The 22,804-nt window shown below is 67.1% G+C and carries 21 protein-coding genes and 2 pseudogenes; 15 read left to right on the forward strand and 8 right to left on the reverse strand.

Going from position 1 to position 22,804, the window contains the following annotated elements; translation table 11 throughout:
• Nucleotides 1–1,242, reverse strand: a complete 1,242-nt coding sequence (locus ACT2CW_RS37655) for an SLC13 family permease (protein ID WP_445519825.1) — start codon at nt 1,240–1,242, stop codon at nt 1–3.
• Nucleotides 1,227–2,465: a CaiB/BaiF CoA transferase family protein gene (locus tag ACT2CW_RS37660; RefSeq protein WP_445519826.1), complete on the reverse strand. Its 1,239-nt coding sequence runs from the start codon at nt 2,463–2,465 to the stop codon at nt 1,227–1,229. The genes ACT2CW_RS37655 and ACT2CW_RS37660 overlap by 16 nt, the downstream gene beginning before the upstream one ends.
• A gap of 113 nt (nt 2,466–2,578) precedes the next feature.
• Here ACT2CW_RS37660 and ACT2CW_RS37665 point away from each other — a divergent pair, with 113 nt between their 5' ends.
• A complete protein-coding gene (locus ACT2CW_RS37665) occupies nt 2,579–3,466 on the forward strand; it encodes a LysR family transcriptional regulator (protein ID WP_199335058.1) in 888 nt (295 codons plus the stop codon).
• 56 nt (nt 3,467–3,522) lie between these two features.
• Complete coding sequence (locus tag ACT2CW_RS37670) at nt 3,523–4,098, forward strand: MaoC family dehydratase (RefSeq protein WP_182470128.1); 576 nt, start codon at nt 3,523–3,525, stop codon at nt 4,096–4,098.
• A 552-nt stretch (nt 4,099–4,650) separates the two neighbouring features.
• Here the strand turns inward: ACT2CW_RS37670 and ACT2CW_RS37675 are convergent.
• From ACT2CW_RS37675 to ACT2CW_RS37695, 5 genes are all read right to left on the reverse strand, one after another.
• Nucleotides 4,651–5,727, reverse strand: a complete 1,077-nt coding sequence (locus ACT2CW_RS37675) for a dioxygenase family protein (RefSeq protein WP_445519827.1) — start codon at nt 5,725–5,727, stop codon at nt 4,651–4,653.
• Between the two features lie 40 nt (nt 5,728–5,767).
• Nucleotides 5,768–5,932 carry a hypothetical protein gene (locus ACT2CW_RS37680; protein WP_445519828.1) on the reverse strand — a complete coding sequence of 55 codons (165 nt, stop codon included), beginning with the start codon at nt 5,930–5,932 and terminating at the stop codon, nt 5,768–5,770.
• Between the two features lie 3 nt (nt 5,933–5,935).
• Nucleotides 5,936–6,811, reverse strand: coding sequence for a dioxygenase family protein (locus ACT2CW_RS37685; protein WP_445519829.1), 876 nt, complete (start codon nt 6,809–6,811; stop codon nt 5,936–5,938).
• A gap of 360 nt (nt 6,812–7,171) precedes the next feature.
• On the reverse strand, nt 7,172–8,119 hold the full coding sequence (locus ACT2CW_RS37690; RefSeq protein ID WP_445519830.1) for an amidohydrolase family protein: 948 nt from the start codon (nt 8,117–8,119) through the stop codon (nt 7,172–7,174).
• Between the two features lie 48 nt (nt 8,120–8,167).
• Nucleotides 8,168–8,596, reverse strand: a complete 429-nt coding sequence (locus ACT2CW_RS37695; protein WP_445519831.1) for an NADPH-dependent FMN reductase — start codon at nt 8,594–8,596, stop codon at nt 8,168–8,170.
• 135 nt (nt 8,597–8,731) lie between these two features.
• On the opposite strand from ACT2CW_RS37695, the gene ACT2CW_RS37700 reads away from it, so the two are divergent.
• The 7 genes and pseudogenes from ACT2CW_RS37700 (at nt 8,732) to ACT2CW_RS37730 (ending at nt 13,665) form a co-directional block, all read left to right on the forward strand.
• Nucleotides 8,732–9,193 (forward strand): MarR family winged helix-turn-helix transcriptional regulator, encoded by a 462-nt coding sequence (locus ACT2CW_RS37700; protein WP_445519832.1) that lies wholly within the window; start codon nt 8,732–8,734, stop codon nt 9,191–9,193.
• Between the two features lie 274 nt (nt 9,194–9,467).
• Nucleotides 9,468–10,550, forward strand: coding sequence for a helix-turn-helix domain-containing protein (locus ACT2CW_RS37705; protein WP_445519833.1), 1,083 nt, complete (start codon nt 9,468–9,470; stop codon nt 10,548–10,550).
• Nucleotides 10,551–10,696: 146 nt separating this feature from the next.
• Nucleotides 10,697–11,035, forward strand: coding sequence for a hypothetical protein (locus ACT2CW_RS37710; protein ID WP_445519834.1), 339 nt, complete (start codon nt 10,697–10,699; stop codon nt 11,033–11,035).
• A gap of 39 nt (nt 11,036–11,074) precedes the next feature.
• Nucleotides 11,075–12,244 (forward strand): epoxide hydrolase family protein, encoded by a 1,170-nt coding sequence (locus ACT2CW_RS37715; protein ID WP_432045412.1) that lies wholly within the window; start codon nt 11,075–11,077, stop codon nt 12,242–12,244.
• Between the two features lie 8 nt (nt 12,245–12,252).
• Nucleotides 12,253–12,369: pseudogene (locus ACT2CW_RS37720) on the forward strand (hypothetical protein); the annotation flags it as partial.
• Complete coding sequence (locus ACT2CW_RS37725) at nt 12,339–13,043, forward strand: Zn-ribbon domain-containing OB-fold protein (RefSeq protein WP_445519894.1); 705 nt, start codon at nt 12,339–12,341, stop codon at nt 13,041–13,043. The pseudogene ACT2CW_RS37720 and the gene ACT2CW_RS37725, both read left to right, overlap by 31 nt.
• Before the next feature lie 230 nt (nt 13,044–13,273).
• Nucleotides 13,274–13,665 (forward strand): annotated as a pseudogene (locus ACT2CW_RS37730) (thiolase C-terminal domain-containing protein).
• Here ACT2CW_RS37730 and ACT2CW_RS37735 read toward each other — a convergent pair.
• Nucleotides 13,649–14,584: an ROK family protein gene (locus ACT2CW_RS37735; protein ID WP_445519835.1), complete on the reverse strand. Its 936-nt coding sequence runs from the start codon at nt 14,582–14,584 to the stop codon at nt 13,649–13,651. The pseudogene ACT2CW_RS37730 and the gene ACT2CW_RS37735 sit on opposite strands and share 17 nt — an antisense overlap.
• 332 nt (nt 14,585–14,916) lie before the next feature.
• Here ACT2CW_RS37735 and ACT2CW_RS37740 point away from each other — a divergent pair, with 332 nt between their 5' ends.
• From ACT2CW_RS37740 to ACT2CW_RS37765, 6 genes are all read left to right on the forward strand, one after another.
• Nucleotides 14,917–16,500, forward strand: a complete 1,584-nt coding sequence (locus tag ACT2CW_RS37740) for an alpha-amylase family glycosyl hydrolase (protein WP_445519836.1) — start codon at nt 14,917–14,919, stop codon at nt 16,498–16,500.
• A 46-nt stretch (nt 16,501–16,546) separates the two neighbouring features.
• Nucleotides 16,547–17,836, forward strand: coding sequence for an ABC transporter substrate-binding protein (locus ACT2CW_RS37745; RefSeq protein WP_445519837.1), 1,290 nt, complete (start codon nt 16,547–16,549; stop codon nt 17,834–17,836).
• A 146-nt stretch (nt 17,837–17,982) separates the two neighbouring features.
• Nucleotides 17,983–18,885 (forward strand): carbohydrate ABC transporter permease, encoded by a 903-nt coding sequence (locus tag ACT2CW_RS37750; RefSeq protein ID WP_445519838.1) that lies wholly within the window; start codon nt 17,983–17,985, stop codon nt 18,883–18,885.
• A complete protein-coding gene (locus tag ACT2CW_RS37755) occupies nt 18,882–19,712 on the forward strand; it encodes a carbohydrate ABC transporter permease (RefSeq protein ID WP_445519839.1) in 831 nt (276 codons plus the stop codon). Before ACT2CW_RS37750 ends, ACT2CW_RS37755 begins: the two co-directional genes overlap by 4 nt.
• Nucleotides 19,713–19,830: 118 nt before the next feature.
• Nucleotides 19,831–21,135 (forward strand): Gfo/Idh/MocA family protein, encoded by a 1,305-nt coding sequence (locus ACT2CW_RS37760; RefSeq protein WP_445519840.1) that lies wholly within the window; start codon nt 19,831–19,833, stop codon nt 21,133–21,135.
• 318 nt (nt 21,136–21,453) lie between these two features.
• Nucleotides 21,454–22,785: a ricin-type beta-trefoil lectin domain protein gene (locus tag ACT2CW_RS37765; RefSeq protein ID WP_445519841.1), complete on the forward strand. Its 1,332-nt coding sequence runs from the start codon at nt 21,454–21,456 to the stop codon at nt 22,783–22,785.
• Nucleotides 22,786–22,804 lie beyond the last annotated feature (19 nt).

The following is a 22,804-nucleotide window of genomic DNA, read 5'->3' on the forward strand; positions in this document are numbered from 1 at the left end:
TTAGACGGCCACGAAGACCAGCCAGGCAGCCACCGGAGCCAGCCCGCACACTCCCGCTCCCCAGCGCAGCAGTCCTCGGTAGGCGTCGTCTCGCTGGTGCTCGGGTGCGTTGGCGATGACCAAAGCGCCGTTGGTGGAGAAGGGACTGGCGTCGACCACGGTCGCCGACGCTGCCAGGGCGATGACCATACCGGTCGTTCCGATGGCCCCCGACGCGAGGAAGGGGACTGCCAGTGGCATCAGTGCTCCAAGGATGCCGGTCGTGGAGGCGAAGGCGGAGACGACACCGCCCACGTAGCAAATGATCAATGCGGCCAGCAGCGGCGCGCCGATCGCTGCGATCATCCGTCCAAGGGAGTCGACTATGCCCAGGCTCTGTAGGAGTGCGATATAGGTGACGATCCCGCACACCAGCAGAACCACCGACCAGGAGATCTCTCGCGACGCCTGCTGCGCGGTGTGCCGGAACAGCAGCGCAAGCCCTGAGGCCAGGGACAGAGCGAGGAACCCTGTGTCGAGGGAGAGGACCGTGGTGCCGAGGACAAGGGCGACCATGGCGCAGAGGGTTACTGCCTGTTCTGCTCCCAGCACGATCGTGGAATCCGCCGCACGGCCGTCGGAGGTGAGGGCTTGCGTCCGATGGATGCGCTGACGGCCGAAGACCACCTGGGTGACCACCCCCACAGCGACGTTGAACGCGAAGGTGCTGACGAACAGTTGCCAGCCGTTGACCGTCAAATGGCTGCTGTGCAGGGAGGAATTCACGATCCCGCCGAGGACGCCGGTGGGAGCGAAACTTCCGGCGGCGGCTCCGTTCACCGCCATCAGACCGACATACAGGGGACTGATACCACGCTCCACGGCGAAGGTGATACCGAGCGGGGCGACGATCGCGACTGCTGCCGGGGACGCCGCTCCTGTGGCACACAGCAGCGCGGCAAGACCGAACAAGACCCATGGCATGACGCCGAGCCGCTGCCCGGCGACTCGGACGGCGGCGTGCACCATCCACTCGACGGTCCCGTTGACCCGGGCGATCCCGAAGAGGAAGGTCACCGCGACGAGCACGACGAACATCTCGGCGGGAAAGCCATCCAGCACCTGCTCGGGGGTGTGGCCAAGCCAGACGCATCCCACAAGAAAGGCCGCCACCAGGGCAAGCACGCCCATGTTCAGTCCGCGCAGGCTCGACACCGCGAAGACGGCTGCGAGTACGAGTACACCGATCAGCTCTGTGGACACGCCGTACCTCCCTCACGGGTGTCGTCCTTGGCGGCGTCGAGCCAGGCGAGCACTGCGTCGGTGTGTTCGCCCAATGCCGGAACGGGCCTCAGGCGCTGGGGGCCGTCTGCTTCACCGTGGAACGTGACCGGGGGGATCAGCCCAGTCAGCGGTCCCACAGGACTGTCGAAGGTCGCCCAGCGGTCCCGCTCCCGAAGCTGGGGGTGGTCGCTGAACTCCTGCATGTTGCGCTGATACGCGTAGGCGATTCGGGCCTCCTCCAAGCGGTTCACCAGTTCCCTGGCGGACAGCTTGCTCGTCACCTCACGCACCAGCTTGTCGAGATCGGTGCGGTGCGCCACTCGGTCCGCGTTCCCTGCGAAGCGGTTGTCGCCGACCAGATTCCTGCGTTGCAGGACGACTTCGCAGAACGAGGCCCACTCCCGCTCGTTCTGGAGACCGAGCAGGACCGTCTGCCCGTCCCGGGTGGTGAAGGGACCGTAGGGCGCGATCGTGGCGTGGCTGGCACCGGTGCGCGCCGGTGCTGTCCCTCCGTAGCGGGTGTAGTACTCCGCGTATCCCATCCACTCGCCCAGCGCCTCCAGCATGGAGACCTCGATCTGTGATCCCCGCCCGGTACGAGCCAGCTTCAGCAGTGCGGTGAGGATGCCGGAGTAGGCGTACATGCCGGCGCATATGTCGGCGATGGACAGCCCGACCTTGGAAGGGGTATCGGGGGTGCCGGTGATGGACAGCAGCCCGGCTTCACTCTGTACCAGGAGGTCGTAGGCTTTGCGGTCGCGGTAACTGCCGCTGCTGCCGTAGCCGGAGATGTCACAGGTGATCAGCCGGGAATGGCTGACGGCCAGGGCGTGATGTCCGATACCCAGCCGGGCGGCAGCTCCGGGCGCCAGGTTCTGGACCAGGACGTCGGCCCGGTCGATCAGCGCGTGCAGGTGCCGGTTGCCCTCCGGTGAGCGCACATCGAGCTGCACGCTTTCTTTGCCACGATTGAGCCAGACGAAGTGACTGGACATGCCTCGTACGGTGCGGTCATAGCCACGTGCCAGGTCACCGCTGCCCGGTCGCTCGATCTTGATGACCCTCGCGCCGAGGTCGGCGAGTTGCCGCGTTGCGAAGGGGGCGGCGACGGCCTGCTCGAGAGACACGACGACTAGCCCGCTCAGGGGTCCGGCGGAGTGGTCAGGGGGTGGATCGCCCATAAGGGAATGCGGCTCGGACATGGGGTCCCTCCCATGGAGTCTCGATTGGATGTGGGGACACTTTGCGGCCGTGCCCGGGCTATGTGAAATGACGAATCTCGTCCCACTCCATGCACCTGGCGTATAGTCCAAGCATGGAGATCCGAGAGTTGCAGTGGTTCGCCGCACTGGCGGAGCATGAGCACGTCACGCTCGTCTCGGAGCGGATGAACATCTCGCAACCGACGTTGTCCCGCGCCATCAGACGGCTGGAAGCTCGAGTCGGCGTGCCACTGTTCGACCGGCACCAAAACAGGCTGCGCCTGAACAGGTACGGCGAAGTCTTCCGGGCCCATGCCCTGCGTGCCATCGCCGAAATCGAGACCGCAGAACAACGCATCGCCGCGCTGATCGACCCGGACGCCGGCACGGTGGCCCTCGGCTTCCTGCATTCCTATGGAACGTGGCTGGTGCCCGAACTTCTCGCGGGGTACCGCTCCCGCGCTCCACGTACTGCGTTCGAGTTGCGCGGTGATGCTGCCGATTCGGTCGTCGACGGCGTTCGGTGCGGGCGCCTGGACCTCGGTTTGACCAGCCCGCGGCCCGCGGGGGACGACCTGGAATGGGTGCCCCTGCGGGAGGAGCCGTTGTGCCTTCTTGTGCCTGTCGGCCATCGCCTGGCCAGGCGCAGCTCGGTCAAGCTGTCCGAGCTGGCCGAGGAGGCGTTCGTCGCTCTGCAACCAGTCTTCGGGCTGCGTCAGATCACAGAGCGCCTCTGTGCCGCTGCGGGCTTCACACCCCGTGTTGCCTGGGAAAGCACCGAACTGAGCACGCTGCGCTCATTGGTCGAAGCCGGCATGGGCGTGGCCGTTGTACCCACTACCGGCAGCCTTGACCGGCAAGGCGCCGTCGTCGTTCTCCTGAGTGATCCTGGAGCCACTCGCACGGTCGGGGTCATCACCCCTGCGTCGGGTCTCCGCTCACCAGTGGCACAGCGCTTCCTCGACTACGTCTGCTCCACAGCTCATGCATCATACGCATAGTCTCGGTGAAAATTCGCTATTTCACACACGGATCGAGGGCTTCCGACAATGAGGCCATGACCATTCTGAGCCGCACAGAAGATTCCTCCCCGCCGCAGCCCGTCATAGGGTGGGCGGGTCGGTACTTCGAGGACTTCACCGCAGGAGACGTCTACCGACACCCTCTGGGGCGTACAGTCCTCGAGACGGACAACTCCTGGCTGACCCTGCTCACCCAGAACACCGCCCCCCTCCACTTTGACCGGCACTATTCGGCAGGGACAGCCTGGGGCCGCCCCTTGGTGGACTCCACCTTCACTCTGGCTCTCGTGACCGGCCAGAGCGTGACCGACATCTCCCAGCATGTGATGGCCAACCTTGGCTGGGACCGCGTTCGTCTGCCCAATCCGGTGTTCGAGGGCGACACCATCTACTCCCAGTCGGAGGTCCTCGGCGTCCGCGACTCGAAGAGCCATCCCGAGGTGGGGATCGTCACCGTCCGAACCATTGGATACAACCAGACGGGCGTCATCGTCATCACGTTCGAGCGGACTCTGATGGTCTATCGCCGCGGGCATGGCCCGACATTCGCTGATGTCGAGCCCGTCTGGGACGAGCGGTCCCGCAGAGCCGCCGGCCTGGAAGGTCACTGAAAAAGTTGCGGGTCAGGGCCTCGGCCGGCCAGGGCCGGGGCCGGCCTTGTCGGCATGCAGGGGGAATGGGCCGGGGAGACGGGCGGGCCAGCTGTGCGCGACCAGGTCTGTGTCCAGTTTCTGGGCCAGCACTGTGAATAGTTCCTCGCTCAGCTTCGGCCGGGACGCCAGGCCCTTCGGCGGCATGGGGTTGCCTGCTCCAGGGTCCTGTGCGGGCGGTGCTCGTTGTAGAAGGATCCGGACTCGCGCAGGGTGTGGAGAAGGTGGCTCAGCAGGGATCCGTGTCCGCCCTTTCCACGCTGCTCGACCTGCTGCTGATCTACATGCTTCGAGCCTGGCTTGAGGACGAGTCCGACCGCGGCGCGCCCGGCTGGTCCGCAGCGCTTGCCGACCCCGTTGTCAGTGCCGCTCCGAGCCCAGGATGACCGCATGACCGCTAGTGTCCAGTCATCCCGATTGTGTTAATTCGAGTTGTTGTTGACATTCAGTGTTGCGAACGGGTTCGTGGCGCCGTGCCGCACATAGCTAGTCGGTCTCCTGCGGCCGGTTCGATCACAAGACTTGGAAGGATCGCTTGGACAGCCCGAACCGGTAGCCCGTGATCGTCGTCCGGACGGGCGCTTCGGCGTCGGTCGCGACTCCGAGGGTGACGAACATCGGCGTGTAGTGCTCGACGGTGGGGTGCGCGAAGAGCACTCCGGGGGCGAGGCTGCGGTAGTTCATCAAGGTGTCGAGGTCACCACGGGCGAGGGCGTCGGCTGCCCAGGCATCGAAGTCGGCGGACCAGGACGGCACGACGTTGTGCACGAACTGGTCCCGGGTGAGGAAGGGAACCCCGTGCGTCATGTAGCCCGACCCGACCACGAGCACGCCTTCCTCGCGCAGACCCCGCAGCCGACCGCCGATGTCCATCAGCCGGGCGGGGTCGTGTGTGGGCAAGGACATTTGCAGGACCGGAACGTCGCCGTAGGGGTACATGGTTTTCAACGGGACCCACGCACCGTGGTCCAGGCCGTGGCTGGCGTGTTGGTGGAACGGTTCGCTGTCCGGCATCGAGGCCGCGACCCGGGCGGCCAGTGCGCTGGCGTCCGGTGTTTCGTAGGTCATCTGGAAGTACCGCTGGGCGAAGCCCCCGAAGTCGTAGACCAACGGCGTGTTAGGGCCCGACGCCGACAGGCTGAGCGGCACCGATTCCCAGTGCGCGCTGACGATCAGGATCGCCGTCGGCTTGGGCAGCGCCTGGGACCAGCCGAACAGCTCGCTCATCCACACCGCGTCCTCGAACAGCGCCGGAGAGCCATGGCTGAGGTAGAGCGCGGGCATCGGCCCATCGGCCGGCGTCCAGCGACGCTGATCGCGACTGGCGGGAGCCTGCACCCTCATGAACTGGTCGTAGACGGCCGCAGGATCGGCAGCAGCATTCATGGTTGACCTTACTAGGCGGTTTGTGGAGACGAACGTCTGTCTCGAATTCAGAAGGTGACCCGCGAGTGCTGCCCGAGGCGAGGATGGCGAGTCCTTCGGCGGCGTGGTCGAGTCGAGGACCTGGGCGGCGCTGACCTGCATGGAGCCTTCCGCGCCCTTCGTCGCGACCGGCGTGGTGACCTCGCGGGTGGCGTGTGCCGTCACCTTACGGCCGGTGAGGCCGACAGCGGCGAGGGTGTCCTCGTCAGGTCCCGTGGTGGTGAAGGAGACCCCGCTGCTCGCTGCCAGCGTCGGCGGCGTCGCCGAGGCTGTCGACGTACTCGTGCGGAACCATGCCGGACTTGGCACCGGCGGCGAGGATGTTGTCGAAGGTGCTTGCCGCGTTCAGCTGCGTGTGCCGACTCTGCACCGTCTACTGTGGAGTAGCAGTGGCGCCTTGGGCCGTGGGGCGTAAGACGAAGTCGTAGGTGAGGGTGCGGTAAGGTCGGTCGAATCCGCGAGCGTGGTGGTCGTGATGGCGGGTAGTGGTCTTGACCGCGTCGGCGGGGATAGCGCCTTCGAGGGTGCTGGCGACCAGTGGGTCGCCGTCGAAGTAGATCTGGGTGGTCAGTGGTAGGCATCCGTCGGCGGAGACGATCGCGTGGATGTGCAGCGGGCGCAGGCCTTGAAGCTGCAACGCTCGGGTCAGTGTGGCGAGTGGGCTGTCCGTGGCCAGGCCGAAGGTTTCGGTGCCGGGCATCACCGTGCGGAACTCGTAGCGGCCGTCGGCGTCAGCGATGATCCTGGCGCGGAGGTTGTCGGCGGGGATGCCGGTGGAGTCGTTGGGGATATTCAGCGGCTCGAAGTCGCTGGTGTCCATGCCGGAATAGACGTTGTTGGCGTCGATCTGCCAGATCTCCAGGGCGGCTCCGGGCAGCGGGTCGCCTGTGGTGGTGCGTACGGCCCCGGACACGATGAGGGGTTCTCCGGGTTCGTCGGGGCGCATGGGCAGGACGGCGGGGCTGTGCAGGACGGGGGCTCCGGGGCGGTGGGCGGGGCCCTCCATCTCCCAGTGACTCGCGCCGTCCTTCTCCGGGTGGGCGTAGGTCGCGCCCGCGGTTCCTTTGAGGACGGTCTTGTAGAACAGGATGCTCGCGGATGGCAGTTCGCCGGCGTCGGCGACCTGCTTCAGCCATCCGATCGTGGCAAACAGTTCGTCGAGGGTGATCTGGTGTTTGAGGATGACGTCGTCGACGGCTCGGCGCAGATCGGTGAACACGACCCGCAGTCGGCTTTCGGACTCGCTCACGTGCGTTGGCTCCTTTTCGGCGCAGGGACAGTGAGGCTCGGATGGACGCGGTGACGCGTCAGGAAAACAAGTGCGGCGGCGTTCCACTACGACGGGGCTTCCCAGAACGCCGTGTGACCGACCTCGTTGAGCACGCGGAATTCCGTGCTGGGCAGGTGCCGGGCGAGGTATCGCATGAGGGCCGACGGTGTCAGCAGGTCGGCGGTACCGACGAGCACCAGCGAGGCACCCAACTGTCAGCCGAGCCCGAGGCGGGGTGCAGGAACACGACTGCATCCCCACCACTACCCGAATCGGTGAATACAGCGGCCTCCCCGGCCAGGCAGAACCGGCACGCGAACCCCCTTTCGGCGCGATCGGTCAGCGCCGGATTCCGGCGACGAGCTTTTCCCAGTTCCGGAAGGCGATACGTTCGCGGTCGGCCTCGCCAATCGGTGCCGTTTCCAGGAAACGACGCGCGGATCCGGTACTCTCCCGGTTGAACGGGTAGTCCGAGGCATACATGATCCGCTCGACCCCCACCGTCTCCAGGCTCCACCGCAGGTACTTGTGGCTGGAGATGCCGCCCGGGGTGATGAAAATGTTCGAGCGGAAGTACTCCGCGATCGGACGCCGCAGGTCGGTGAGTTTGTCCATGGTCGCGACACGGTCGAGGTAGAACAGCACCACCTCGCCCCAGTGCCCCAGGATGACCTGAAGCTTGGGGAACCGGTCGAACACGCCGCCGACGATCATCCGGAGCATGGTCAGTCCGGCGTCGTAGTGCCAACCGAACGCCCCGGTCGCCAGCATGCTGTCCACCGGCTCGCCGAAACCGCGGTAGTAGGCCGCGGTGACGGCCGGGAACGGAACACTGGGATGCAGGTAGATCGGTGCGCGCAGATCCTCGGCAGCCTCATAGACGTCCCAGAATCCGGGCGCGTCCAGAGCCCGGCCACCGGAGTTCGCGTTGACCAGCGCGCCACTGAGCCGCAGCTCGGTGACCGCACGCCGCAATTCCTCGGCCGCGGCCGACGGTGCGGAGGTGGCGAGCGCCGCGAACCCCTGGAATCGCCCCGGGTGGCGGCCCACGGCGGCAGCGATCGCGTCGTTCGTGGGCGCCTGCAAGGGGACTGCCTCCGCCGCGTCGAGGTTCTGTAGCCCCGGCGTCGTCAGCGACAGCACCGCGGTGTCGATCCCGGCGTCCTCCATCGCGGCGATGCGTCCGCCGCCCAGGTCCAGCAACGCCGGCGTGATGTCACTGGCGACAGCCCACTTCATCATCGGTTCGGCGAGCTGGGGGTCGCGCCGCTTCCACGCCTCGAGCACGTCGGCGGTGACGAAGTGCTCTTCGAGCCCGTAAAGCTTCATCGAGACTCAGCTTCGGACGGACTTGAGCGCGCCGGCCCAGGACTCGAGCTGGCCGAACAGGACGGAAGCAGCGCTGTCGTGTATCGCGGAGGGCTTGAACACCGAGAAGTTCTCGAAGTCGGTGAGCAACGAGAATGACAACTGCTGGCGCACGTGGGCCAGTTGCAACTCGCTCGAGATCGCCCGCAGGTGCTCGATCGCCCGGAACTCCTTGATCTCGGCGGACCAGGCCTTCGTGTGCTCGCCCGCGTACGCGCCCCTGCTCGCCGGCACGGCCTCGTCCAGGTGCGGCAGCGGGTAGTCGAGCAAGTCGATCAGTTCGTAGTCGGCGTTCGCCCGCTCCTTGGCCTTGGCCAGCACCCAGTTCGCCACCGCTTCACCGTTACGGCCGGGACGGGTGCTGCCGAGGATGATGGCGAGCTTCAGGTCGCTCATGGGTAGCCCTTCCCATCTGGACACACTCACACTTGAATGTTCAAGTGCGAACCTAGCCCACCTCACGTGAATGTTCAAGTCAGCCCTCGGTGACATGGGTATGCTGCGCACATGTCTGCCCCAGGGGAGTCCAAGGTGTCCGAGCCGCGCCGGCTCAGCGGTGATCAGCTAGCGGCGTGGCGCGGGTTCATGAAGCTCATCCAGAGGCTTCCGGCGGCGCTGGAGTCGCAGCTCCAGCAGGACTCGAAGCTCAGCTTCATCGAGTACCACGTGCTGGCGCACCTGTCCGAGCAGCCCGGGCGCCGCCTGCGGATAAGCGAGCTCGCGGGCCTGGCCAACACGGAACTGTCCCGCCTGTCCCACATGATCGGTCGGCTCGAGAAGCGCGGGTTCGTGTGCCGCGAGCCCGACCCGCACAACGGGCGTTACACGCAGGCGATCCTGACGGAAGCCGGTTTCGCGTACCTGGCAGACGCGGCCCCTGGACACGTCAGCCAGGTGCTGGACCTGTTCATCAACGTCCTGGCCCCGGACGAGCTACGGACGCTGCACCGGATCTCCGATAAGGTGCTCGCCCGCATCGAGCGCGCAGGGTGAGCTGACCAGCGCATTCGCACGCCTCACGGCCCTGGCCCGGTCAGCCATCTGAACCACGACACCACCGCTGCCCGCCCACGACCCGAGGAACCCTGGAGCACCCGACCTGCGCGTCGGGCCCCGGCCATACCCGTCGACGACGAGCAACCAAACCCACCACCGCACACCCGCTCAGACCGGCTCAGCCACCCGAAGCGAAACAGAGAGGCTAGGGTGTTCCCCCACTCCCGCCCTCGAAAACCGGCAATGCGGTGGTGAGCGAAGGGACGCAAGTGTGAACTCCCAGGGGCCGGCGTCGACGAAACAGCCGGATGAGTCCACCATCACCGCCTTCTTCGATACGCAGCTCTTCGAAGGCGCCGACCTCGACCGCCTGATCGAGCGAGCGGCGCTTTTCATGCGGGCCGCTGTGGGAAGGGTCAGGGACGACGGGGGCGGCGTCGCCCGCAATGGGTGTGGGGCACTGACGCCGGTGGGCAGCCCCTTGACCGCGTTCTCGGTGCCGGTGGTCGGTTCCGGCGGCCGGGTCTGGGCCGATGGCCTGCCCGAGCCCACGGCGCGTCACTTCCTCAACCGGCTGTCCGCCGCCGTGTCGATCATCGAGCGTTGGGGCGCGGCCTTGACGCACGGGGAGTCCGAGCCGATCAGCGCGCTCATCAACGGCACGCCGAGCGAGGCCGCGCACGAATCGGCGCTCACGCGGCTCGGCATCACCCGCGACACGGAGATCCGAGTTCTGCTGTGCAGCGGCCCCGGCGCCGGCGTCGAGCACTTCGCGGAGGCGGTCGCGGCCACGCAGAAGATCGTTGCCCGCACGGATCACCAGGGGAAAACGGTGCTCCTCCTCATGGCGGACGGCGCGGACGGCGTCACCGTTCCGGGAGTCCCGGTCGACGTCCGGGCCGCGTACAGCAGGATCGTGCCGGCGGCACGCACCCGGGAAGCGTACGTCAACGCCCATGACGCGTACCTGTTCACCCGGCCCTCGCCGCACGACCGCGGCCCGTACCAGCCCATTCACGGCGTACTGATCGACGGCGCGCGGCTCACCGGGCTTGCGGCCCTCTGCCGTCTCAGCCACGACGAGATCGACGCCGTGCCGGAGGTTGGGGTCCTCGCCGGACTGTTCGAGCAGTACGGCGAGCAGATCCTGCTCGTCCTGGAGGCTTACGCGATCACGGGCTCCTTGCGCAAGGCCGCGGCGCAGGTCTACCTGCACCACAATTCCGTGGCCTACTGGGTGCAGAAGGCCGAGGCCGAGCTCGGCTACTCGCTCGCCGAGCCGAACCGGCGCGCTCAGTTCTTCGTCACCGTGTGCCTGTACCGCCTCTGGAGGCAGCAGGACGAGCGAGACTGATCGCCTCACCGCGCCGGTTGTCCTACATAACGGAGCAGACCTCGGACAGTTGCCCGATGTCGCACGCCCCGTCGCGTGCCATCGTCCTAGGCAATGCCAAGGTCGCGTGCCGTCCAGCACCCGAACGCAGAGGAGTCCGGTCCGGCATGTACTCGCAAGACCCCGTTCGTCGTCCCCTCAACACGATCGACCTACTGGTGAACGCGCTCAATCAGGACCCGGGCCGCCCACTGCCGCACCTTCCGGACGGTCGGACAGCGACCCCGGTCTGGGGCGAGGCGGTCAAGGCGCTGGTGGTGCTCAGGCCCGGCCGGCGCGAGCTGACCATCCTGCGCCTCAGCGCCGAGTTGGGCTCCGACGTCCAGTGGGGGCGGCACTTCAAGATCGCGACGACGGCGGAGGTGTACGGGCGGGTGTTCCTCGCCCTCGCCGTGCCCATGGACGAGGGGATCCTGCCGATCTCAGCGGTCGACTCGCTCACGTGAGTGCCCGCCTGGAGGAGAAGTTTCCGATGAAACCGAGGAATGATGGCACAGATTGAGCCCTTCAAGATCGATGTACCCCAACGTGAGGTGGACGCCCTTCGCGCGCGCCTGGCCGACACGAGATGGGCGCCCGAACTCGACAACGAGGACTGGTCCTCCGGCGTCAACGGCACCTACCTGCGCGAGCTGGTGGCCTACTGGCAGGACGGTTTCGACTGGCGTGCACAGGAAGCGCGCATCAACGAGTTCCCGCAGTTCCGCACCGAGATCGACGGTGTGCCGATCCACTTCATCCATGTGCGAGGGAAAGGGCCCGACCCCGTTCCCATCGTCCTGAGTCACGGGTGGCCCTGGACGTTCTGGGACTTCAGAGATGTCATCATGGCGCTGGCCGACCCCGCCGCGCACGGCGGCGATCCTGAGGACGCCTTCGACGTCGTTGTTCCCTCACTGCCGGGCTTCGGCTTCTCCGGGCCCCTGACCCGCACCGGTGTCGGCTATGTCGAGACCGCCGCCCTATGGGTCGAGCTGATGCGGGGGCTGGGCTACGAGCGGTTCGTCGCCCACGGCGGCGACGCGGGTGCCTTTGTGACCGCACGACTCGGCCACGCACATCCGGACTCGCTCATCGGTGTCCACATGAGCTTCCCGATCCTGCCCGGAGTGCCCCACGACGCCGGTGACCCGGCCGGGCTCACTCCGGAGGAACTGGCAGTCATCGCAGGTCAGGACAGGGGTCCGGGAGCTTTCTACCATGCGTTGATCCATGCCTTCGACCCGCAGACCCTGGCCTGGGCGATGCACGACAGCCCCGTGGGGCAGGCGGCGTGGATGCTCATGCGCCGCCGGGCGTGGAGCGACTGCCACGGAGACGTGGAGACCCGCTTCGACAAGGACACGCTGCTGACGCACTTCTCGCTGTACTGGTTCACGAACAGTTTCGTCGGGTCCGAGCTGTTCTGCCGGGCCTCCGAAGTCCACCTGCCCATGGGGCTGGCCAATGACGTGAAGCCCGAGATCAGCGTGCCGACAGCGGTGGCCGTTCTCCCCCGGGACCTGTTGTACCGGCCCCGATCGCTCGTCGCCGCACACAGCGACCTGCGCCAGTGGACCATGTTCCCCAGCGGTGGTCACTTCGCGGCGGCCGAGGAACCGCAGCTGATCACCGCGGACATCCGCTCGTTCGTCCGCCCACTGCGCGCTGGCTGAGGAAATTCGTGGGGGACAGATTCCGTCCGGCGCCCACGCCCGAGACGCAGACCTACGGGGACAAGGCACGGCTCGGTGAGCTGTGGCTGCCCACGTGCGCGCACACGGGACGAGCGTTCTTCCCGCCTCGCGCCAGGTCGCCCTTCAACGGCGGCCCGGTGTCCTGGAAGAGAGCGAGCGGCCGGGCCACGCGGCGTCGTATGTCGTCGTCCACCGCGCCTCGCCCGGCTTCGAGGGGGAGGCGCCGTACGTCGTCGCGATCGCGGCGCTCCCGGAAGGGCCACGCCTGCTCACAAACCTGCCCGGCGCACCGCCCGAGCCGGCCGGGCTCACGATCGGCGCGCCGCTGAATCCGCCGTCCTGGCGCTCGTCGACGCGGGGCTCTCGGTCGCCGACGCGGACGGCGTCACGGCGGTGCTGCCGCCCTCCGATGTCGCCTTCATGCTCGGCGTACGCCCGCGTTGGCTGGACGGCACCAACGTCGGTGGCTGCTCCTACATGCTCCACGTCAGGCATGCGGTGGCGGCGCTCCAGGCCGGCCAGGCGAGCGTCATCGTCATCGCCCACGGCGAGTCGGGCCGGTCATGTCTTGGCGCACCGTACGTCCCGGACCCGGCGAGCCCCGGCGGGCAGTTCGAGATGCCCTACGGGGCCCTCGGCCCGTATGCGCGCTTCACGCTGCCGGCGCTGGCATACCTGGACGCGTACGGGCTGGCACCGGAGGATCTGGCGGAGGTGCCGGTGGCCCAGTCGCGCCGGGCGAGCCGCAACCCACGGGCATTCCGGCCGGAGTTGCTGACGCTGAAGGACGTGCTCGCCTCGCCGCCGATCGCCTGGCCGTTCCACCGGCTTGAGTGCTGCCCCGTCAACGACGGCGGCGGGGCGCTCGTGGTCACGACCCGGGAGCGGGCCGCGGAGATGGACCTGGCCTTCCGTCCCGTGGCCGTGCTGGGCTCGGGTGAGAGCGGGGAGGGGCCGGGCGCGATCTTCATGGAGGAGCTCACCACGTTCCGCGCCCTTCGCGATCTGATGCTCTATGACGCTTTCGCCCATCTGCCGCTCTACGGCCTTGAGGACGCGGGCTTCGTGCGGCCGGGGGAGGCCGTGGACTTCATCAGGAGCGGGGCGACGAGTCCCGGCGGAGGCCTCCCGCTCAAACCAATGGCGGCGGCCTTCTCTACGCGCACACCGGGATGTACGGCATGTTCGCCATCCAGGAGGCCGTGCGGCCCGCGATGACCCGTGATACCGGGTTGCCCTGCCCATCCGTCAGACTGCTGCGGCACCAGCCGCAGCACTACCGGCACGTCGACAAATGCCACCCGGAGCGGACGGAAGGCTGCCGAGCGTCAGCTCGGCGCGTGAGCGAGGACGGCTGCGGACGTTCCACCGTGCGGTGTCGCCTCACGTGGTGCCGGTGAAGAGCTCGTCTTCCAGTTCGTCGAGGGCGAGGCGGATCGCGCCCATGGCGACGTTCTGGTCGCCGAAGTGTGAGGCTTCGACGGGGATCGGGAACAGACACAGTTCGTAGAGTCGGCGGCGCAGCGGCTCGAGGAGGGTATCTCCCGCCTGCGACACACCGCCGCCGATGACCACCTTGTCCGGGTCGACGACGAGGACGGCCGCGGCGATGCCGGTGGCCAGGTCGTTGATGAGTTCCGGCGTGTCGATGGGCTTGTTGGCGGCCAGTGCGTCGCGGACTTCGTGCCAGCGAGCGGCTCTGAGTACGCCGATCTCTCCCGCGGCCCCGTGCCTGCCCTGACGTACTTGCCCGTCGATCAGGATGCCGACCGCGATGAGGTGCCCGGCCAGGATGTAGACGACGTCCTGGGCGTCGGCGGCGGTCCCGCGCCAGTGTTCGGCGAGCGCGCCGAGGTTGGCGTCGTTGCCGGCAAGGACTGGCCCTGAACCGAGGCCGGACAGTGCCTCCTTGAGATTGACGCCCTCCCACCCGGCCAGGGCCGGGGACCGGAGCACTGTTCCGGTGTGCGGATCGACCGGGCCGGTGGTTCCGGCGCCTACGGCCAACACGTCGGCGAGGCGGATCCCTGACGCTCTCGCGGCGCGTTTGAGTGCGGTGCGCGCGGCAGTGATGCGGTCGGTTTTGTCGAGGTCTGCCGACACCTCGATGCGGTGGCTGCCGCGGATGGAGCCGGAGAGGTCGGCGCAGAGTGCCAGGATTTTGTGGATGCCGATGTCGACACCGAGCACGTATCCGCGTTCGGAGCGGAACCGGTAGCGCTTGGCGGGCCGGCCCACCGGCCGGGGTGCGTCGGGGTCGGGGACGATCTCGGCGACCAGTTCGCGCTCGATCAGCTCATCCACGGCGTCCTCGACCATGGGACGGGAAACACCTGCCCGTCCGGCGATCTCCGTCAAGGTGAGGCCACCGGTGGAGCCGTCGTCGAGCGCGCGCGAGGCGTCCGTGTGGAGCGCGCGCAGGGCCGCCACTGTCGTGGCACGCTTCCACGGCGCCCCGTACCAGTGTTGGGGGGCACCCGAACTCATAGAAACATCTCCGACCTCTTGACGCTGCGACCACCTGGTGCAAACATCCTAGCCTGCGGCGAGATATTAAATCAATCTGCATTACTAATTCAGAGTGATCGCGCCGGAACACCCAGTCTCCGCCGGCGCCGGTTGGCTCTCCCTGCGAAAGGCCGTACCGCCTCATGCCTCAGTCCCGTACCGCGCTCTCCTGGCTGTCCGATGCCGTCCTCTATCAGATCTATCCGCAGTCGTTCGCCGACTCCGACGGCGACGGCATCGGCGACCTGGCCGGCATCGTCGAACGCTTGGACTACCTGGCGTGGCTGGGCGTCGACACCGTCTGGCTGAACCCGTGCTTCGCCTCCGAGTTCGGTGACGGCGGCTACGACGTGGTGGACTACCTGAGCATCGCCCCGCGGTACGGCACGAACGAGGACGCGGCGAAACTGATCGACGCCGCAAGCAGCCGTGGCATCCGCGTCATGTTCGACCTGGTGCCGGGGCACACCTCGCACCGGCATCCATGGTTCCAGGAGTCGGCCAACACCCCCGGTGACCACCGGTACATCTGGTCCGACCGCATCGCCTCCCCGATGCGCGAATGGATTCCCAACCAGGGCGCGCGCGGCGGCTTCTACCGGGCCAACTTCTTCCCGATCCAGCCCGCGCTGAACTTTGGATACGCCAGGTCCGACGAGACCGAGCCATGGCGGCAGCCCGTGGACGCCGATGGGCCCATGGCCAACCGGGCGGCTCTGCGGGACGTCATGGCCTTCTGGTTCGACCGAGGCGTCAGCGGATTCCGTGTGGACATGGCCTTCTCCCTGGTCAAGGACGACCCGGGCCAGGTGGAGACGGGCAATCTGTGGAGGCAGATGCGCGAGTGGATCGATCGCAGCTATCCGCACTGTGCCCTGCTGGCCGAGTGGGGTGACCCCCGAACCTCCATCCCGGCCGGCTTCCACTCCGACTTCTTCCTGCACTTCGATGGCGACGCTCTGCGCTCCCTGTGGGACAACAACACGGGCAGCGTCGGCCCCTGGAGCGACGGCCAGCCGTGCTACTTCGACCCCGACGGCAAGGGGTCGATGGAGACCTTCCTGACCGCGTGGAACGAAGCCGAGGCGGCGGCTGACGGCGGCGGCCTGGTGGCACTGCCCACTGCCAACCACGACTTCTCTCGCCTGGCCTGCGGTCCGCGCACTCGCGACATGGTCGCTCCGGCCTTCGCCTTCCAGCTCACCTGGCCCTCGCTGCCGGTCATCTACTACGGCGACGAGATCGGCATGCGATACCTCCCCGGCCTGTCCGACAAGGAGGGCAGCCAGCTCGACACCCAGGCCCGCCAAGGCTCCCGTACCCCCATGCAGTGGGACGACGGCCCGAACGCCGGGTTCTCCACCGCCCCCGCCGAGCGCCTCTACCTGCCGATCGATCCGGATCCCGACCGGCCCACCGTCGCCTCCGCCCAGGCGACCGAGACCTCTTTGTTGCGCCAGGTCCGTACGCTCATCCACCTGCGCAAACAGACACCCGCGCTGGGTGCTGACGCACCAGTGCGGGTCCTGCACCGCGACTACCCCTTCGTCTACACCCGGGGCGACAGCCACCTGGTGGTCATCAATGGCTGTCAGGAACCGGCCCGCGCGCCGTTGTCCGATGCCGACGGTGCCCGCCCGCTCGCCGTACATGGAGTCGAGATCACTGGCGGTGAAGTCCGGACCCAAGGCTTCTCCTACGGAATCTTCGAATTGCCCGCGTCCTGACCACCACCCCGCCACTACGCATCACAGATCATCGCTAGGAGCAGCAATGGATCGTCGGAGATTCCTCACCGGGAGCGGGGCGGTCATGGTCGCGGCCCTGACCGGTTGTACCGCGGGCAGCAAGTCGTCCTCGTCGTCCGGCAGCGACGTGGAACTGTCGTTCCTCACCTTCGAGACACCCAACCTCGACGCCGCCTACTGGAACGCGGCCATCAAGCGGGCCTCGAAGCAGGTCCCCGGAGTGAAGATCAAGAAGCTGGTGTCGCCCGTCGTCGACCGCACCGCCTACGTCAAGCAACTCGACTCCTCCGGCCAGATGCCCGACATCATGCCGGCGATCAACCCCCAGGGGTTCGCCCAGGCCGGCAAGCTCGCCGCATTCACGCCGCAGGAGCTGACCACATTCGTCTGGCCGAAGTCCAACGCCATCGACGGCAAGATCTACCAGTTGCCGTACAACACCCAGGCCGTGCCGTTGGTGTACTACAACAAGGCCCTCTTCGCGAAGGCCGGCATCTCCGCCCCGCCCACGACATACGCCGACTTCCTCGAGGTGTGCGCGAAGCTCAAGGCCAAGGGCATCACACCGATCGTTGTCGGTGGTGGGGGCAAGGACACCTGGGCGGACATGTACCCGCTGATCGCCGCCATCGCCACGGATGTCTACAAGGGCGACCCCCGGTGGCTGGCCGAACGTGCCGCGGACAAGAAGAGCTTCGACGATCACGCCTTCGTCAAGGCGGTGGACAAGGTGGCCCAGCTGGCCAAGAAGGGCTACATCGACAAGGCAGGACTCAGCCGCTCCTACGCCGACACGGAGAAGGCATTCCGCGACGGCAAGGGTGCCATGTATCCGATGGGGTCGTGGTTCCCGGCGTCCGCCGACGCCAAGAAGCCCGGCTTCGAGGTCGGTGTGTTCGCCTGGCCCACCGACGACGGTTCCCTCGTGGTGCCCGCCTTCACCGGCGGCGGACTGAGCGTCAGTGCCCATGCCCCGGACGTGGAGCTGGCCAGGAAGTGGGCGCTGGCGTTCCAGCTCGACAAGACCAACCTCGACGCCGTCGTGAAGTCCGACGGGGCGATCATCGCGATCAAGGGCTACCAGCCGCCGAAGGGCATGGGCCCGGTCTACCAGGACACTCTCGCGGTCTATGAACAAGCGCTCAAGAAAGGCCGTGTGACCACTGCCTTCTCCCAGGAGAACGGCGATGGGTCGCTGCTGCCCGGCCTGTCCGACAAGGCAGCCCTCGGCGTGCAGGACCTGATCACCGGCAAGAAGTCGGCGAACCAGTTCGCACGGTTCCTCGACAGCGAGTGGACCAAGGCCGAGCAGTAGGAACGACCCAGCGGTGCCCGGCCGCCCCCACAGACCCCCCAGGCACCGCCCCCGAAAGGAGCGCCGTGATGACGGCGACACATCCTGGGACCACCGCACAGGACCCACCCGCCGAGCAGAGTCCGCCTGCGGGCCGCTCGCCACGCATGAGTGGAGGGCCTGGACGCACAACGCGCAGGTTCGGTCGGCTGAGCCACTTCGCTGTCTTCGGCCTGCCGTCGCTGGCACTCTACGTCTGCTTCGTCCTGGTCCCGATCGGCATCGCGGCGTACTACAGCCTGACCAATCGCAACCCCTTCAATCCGCCCACGAAGTGGGTCGGACTGCGCAACTACCGGACGCTGGCCGACGACCCCGACTTCTGGAAGGTGCTGACCAACACCCTCATCATCACCGTGGTCGTCACGATCGCCGCCAACGCGATCGGTCTGGCCATCGCCGTCCTCCTGGACCGCCGCGGCTGGCTCTACAACGCGTTGCGCGGCGTGTTTTTCACCCCAGTCGTGCTCAGCGGAGTCGTGGTCAGCGTCATCTGGCAGTCCATCCTCACCGACGACGGCCTGCTCAACACGACGCTGCACAAACTCGGTGTCGATCACCCGCCGGGCTGGCTGTCCGATCCGGACCTGGCCCTCTACACGCTGTGCTGGATCGTCACCTGGCAGATGATCGGCTTCTGCGTGGTGGTGTACCTGGCCGGGCTACAGGGCGTGCCGCATGAGTTGCACGAGGCCGCGACCGTCGACGGGGCAGGGCCCTTCGAGCGGTTCCGCCACATCACCTGGCCTCTGCTGGCCCCGGCGCTGACCATCAACACGGTCATGATGCTGATCAGCACCTTCAAGACCTACGACCAGGTCCAAGTCATCACCAACGGCGGCCCCGGCGACCGCACCACCAGCACCATCGCCTTCGACGTCATCCAGACCGGCCTGGTGGGCAACCGCAGCGGCTACTCCTCCGCCGTCGCCGTGGTGATGCTCGTCTTCGTCGCTGTCGTGTCCACGGTGGTCCTCCGCCTTCTCCAGCGCCGCGAGGTGAACGCATGAGCAAGCAGACCAGCGGATGGCTGCGCCCGATGGTGGCCGCGTTCGTCACCGCGGTGTTCTTCCTGCCCCTGTATCTGGTCCTGGTCAATGTCTTCAAGCCCGGCAGCAAGATCGTCGACTCGCCCGTTGGACTGCCGATCCCGCCGACCCTGGACAGCGTCAAGCAGGTCTTCACCCGCTCCGACCACCTCTTCTGGTACGGCCTGATCAACAGCGTCGAGGTCACCGCAATCTCGATCACCGTACTCACTGTGCTGTCCGCGATGTGCGGCCACTTCCTGGCCCGCAGCCAGGGAATCGGCGCCCGGATCATGCTCGTCGTGATGCTGGTGGGGCTCATGATCCCGCCCGCCGTCATCATCGCTCCGATCACCGAAGTGCTGCGTGACTTCGGGCTGATGTCCACCGTCATGGGACTCGTCCTGGTCAACGTGGGCTACTACGTCCCCTTCGGTGTGTTCGTCTTCGCGGGATTCATCAAGACCATCCCCGTCGAACTCGAACAGGCAGCGGCCATCGACGGCGCCGGCCGGATGCGGACCTTCTGGCAGGTGGTGTTCCCGCTGCTGCGGCCCGCTTCGGCCAGCGTGCTGATCTTCCTCGGGGTGTGGATCTGGAACGACTTCCTCAACCCGCTGATCATCCTCGGTCCGGCCGAGGGCACCACCGTGACCGTCGGCATCTATCGCGCCATGGGGGAGCACCAGCAGGACTACGGCCAGGTCTTCGCGCTGATGTTCCTCGCCACCCTGCCTGTCCTCGCCTTCTACCTCGCCTTCCAGAAGCACTTCGTCAAGGGCCTCACCGCAGGAGCCAGCAAGGGCTGACACCAAGGGTTCACCGGCTGGTGCCCCCGGGGCCGACCGGACGGGATGCCCGTGCAGATTTCCACCGCGCCCTCCAGAAGCACATCGTTAAGGGCACAACCGGAGGTGCAGTCAAGAAATGACCACCGTGACGCAGACGTTCGCCAATCTCAGCGAGCACCTCGGCCGTCCCCTCGGCGGCCCGCTCCGCTTGGCTGTGGCCGGTGCGGGGGCGCGCGGCACCGGTTATGCCGCTCTGGCCACGGCGGGGGAGACACCCGTCGTGTTCACCGCCGTCGCCGAGCCGCGCGACGCCCGCCGCGCCGCCTTCGCCGAGCAGCACGGGGTGCCGCTCGACCACCGGTACGCCGACTGGCGCGAGCTGGCTGAAGCTCCCCGCCTCGCGGACGCCGTACTCATTACCCTGCAAGACGCCCAACACCTCGAGGCGGTGGAGGCGTTCGCCGCACGCGGCTACGACATCCTGCTGGAAAAGCCGATGGCGACCGGCATGGAGGAGTGCGACCGCATCACTGAGGCGGTCACGTCAGCGGGAGTATCGCTGACCGTCTGCCACGTCATGCGCTACTCGCCCTACACCCGCCGCCTCAAAGAGCTCCTCGACAGCGGCCGCATCGGCGACCTGGTCAGCGTCCAACACCTGGAGCCCATCGGCTACTGGCACTTCGCCCACTCCTATGTACGCGGCAACTGGCGCCGCGAAGACCTCTCGTCCTTCCTCCTGCTCACCAAGTCCTGCCATGACATCGACTGGCTCGGCCACCTCGTCGGCCGCCCCGTCACCGCGGTGTCGTCCTTCGGCTCGCTCACCCACTTCCGCACCGAGAACGCCCCCGCCGGGGCGGGCGAGCGGTGTGTCAGCTGCTCCGTCGAGCCCGACTGTCCGTACTCGGCCCGCAAGGTCTACCCGGTCGGTCTGCGCGAGGGCGGCGTCAAGCGCTACTTCACCCGGATCGCCGCCGACGAGATGACCGCGGAGGCGGTCGAGACGGCCCTGGCCGAGGGCCCGTACGGGCGCTGCGTCTACGCATCCGACAACGACATCGTCGACCACCAGGTCGTCAACCTCCAGTACGACGGCGGCGCCACCGCCTCCTTCACTCTCACCGCCTTCACCCCGCAGGAGAACCGCCACACCAAGCTCTTCGGCACCCACGGCCAGATCACCGGCGACGGCCGGACGATCGAGATCTACGACTTCCGCACTGATGAACGCACCGTCATCGACACCGACAACGGCGGCGCCTCGGCCGCCGAAGGCCACGGCGGCGGAGACGCCGGCCTGATCGAGGCATTCGTCCGCGCGCACCACGAGGGCCGCCCCGAACTGCTGCTCACCGGCCCGGAGGCCAGTCGCGACAGCCATCGCGTCGTCTTCGCGGCCGAGAGATCCCGCCGCACCGGCCAGGTCGTCCGACTCTGACCTGCCACGGATTCCGTCCGGCCGGTGGAGGGACCGCCTCCGGCCTACGGCGTCCACGCGCATTGCCGCACCTGAAACACCGCCTCAACCCCGAGGCGCCCAAGAGCCGGGCCGCCCACCGCACTGGGCGGTCGCGCATGCACACCACATTAGGGAGTGGAACCCGTGCACAACTCGGGAATGTATCGACGTAAATGCGCCGGATTGGCACTGTCAGCCGTTGTAGCGATGGCTACCGCCGTGGTCGCGGCACCGACTCCGGCGGCAGCCGCTGGCGGCTCGGCAACCGACTGGATGCATGACGGCAGGTTCGGTGTCATGGAGCACTACCTGGCCGAAGGCTGCCCAAACTGTAGTCTCAGCGATTACCCCGACCACATGCCGACGGTCGCGCAGTGGAACGACCGGGTGAACCATTACGACGTCGACGGTGTCGTCAAGCAGCTCAAGTCCATCGGAGCGGGCTGGCTACAGATCTCGGTCGGCCAGAACACCGGCTACTACAGCGCCCCGAACGCCGCCTACGACCAGCTCGTGCCACCCACGGCAGACCACCCTTCCCGCCTCTCCCAGCGGGACCTCATCAAGGAACTGGGCCCCGCGCTGCACAAGGAAGGCATCAAGCTCATCGTCTACATCACCGACGACGCCATCCAGCGCGATGACTACGCCCGCAAGAAGCTCGGCGGCGACAGCCAGGAGCCAGCCGCACCGAACGCGACCTACCAGGAGAACTGGCTCAAGGTAGCCAAGACCTGGGCGCAGCAGTGGGGCACCGACGTCGACGGCTACTTCATCGACGGCTCCGGCTACCGGGACCTGGAGCCTTTCTACGACAAGATGGCCGCCACTATGCGCAGCGGCAACCCCAAGGCTCTCCTCTCCTTCAACGGCCTGCCCGATGGTGTTGGGTCGGTGACCACCGAGTCCGACTTCAACCCGGGCGAAACCGGCGTCGACGACTGGTCCAAACGTCCCACCGACGGCCGCTGGCTCGACAACCGGGGCACCCAGATGCAACTCCAGTACCTCAGCATGGCGCAGCGCGATTGGGGCAGCCTGCCCGACCAGCCGATGTCCTACAGCACCGAGGATCTCATCAAACACACCCTCAAGGTCATCCGTGTCGGGGGAGTGGTGACCTGGGATGTCGGCTACGACCGGTCGAACGGGCACATCTCCGACCCGGCCATGCAGCAGCTGGAGTCGCTGGGCCAGGCGGTGGGCAAGCTGCCCACTGCACTCGTCGGGGTCGGCAGTAACAGCTGTGTCGATGTTCCGGGGGCGAGCACTGAGGACGGCACCGACGTGCAGCTGTATGACTGCAACGGCACGGCGGCTCAGAAGTGGACGTTCAACCCGGAGAGCCGTGAGGTGCGCGCTCTCGGCAAGTGCCTGGATGTCGAGCAGGGGAACGCGAACGACGGCACTCCCGTGCAGCTGTACTCCTGCAATGGCACGGACGCTCAGAAGTGGACCTACGCCCCCGACAGCAAGCAGCTCACGGCCTTCGGTAAGTGCCTGGATGCTTCCGGCGGTGCGACGGCCAACGGCACCAAGGTGATTATCGCTGCCTGCCACGGCCGCGACAACCAGCAATGGCGACTGAGTGACCGCATGAGTCGGCACAAGGACGGCGTCAACCCCTGATCCCAGAGGAGAAGCGATG

The sequence above is a fragment of the Streptomyces sp. NEAU-174 genome (genome assembly GCF_052665095.1).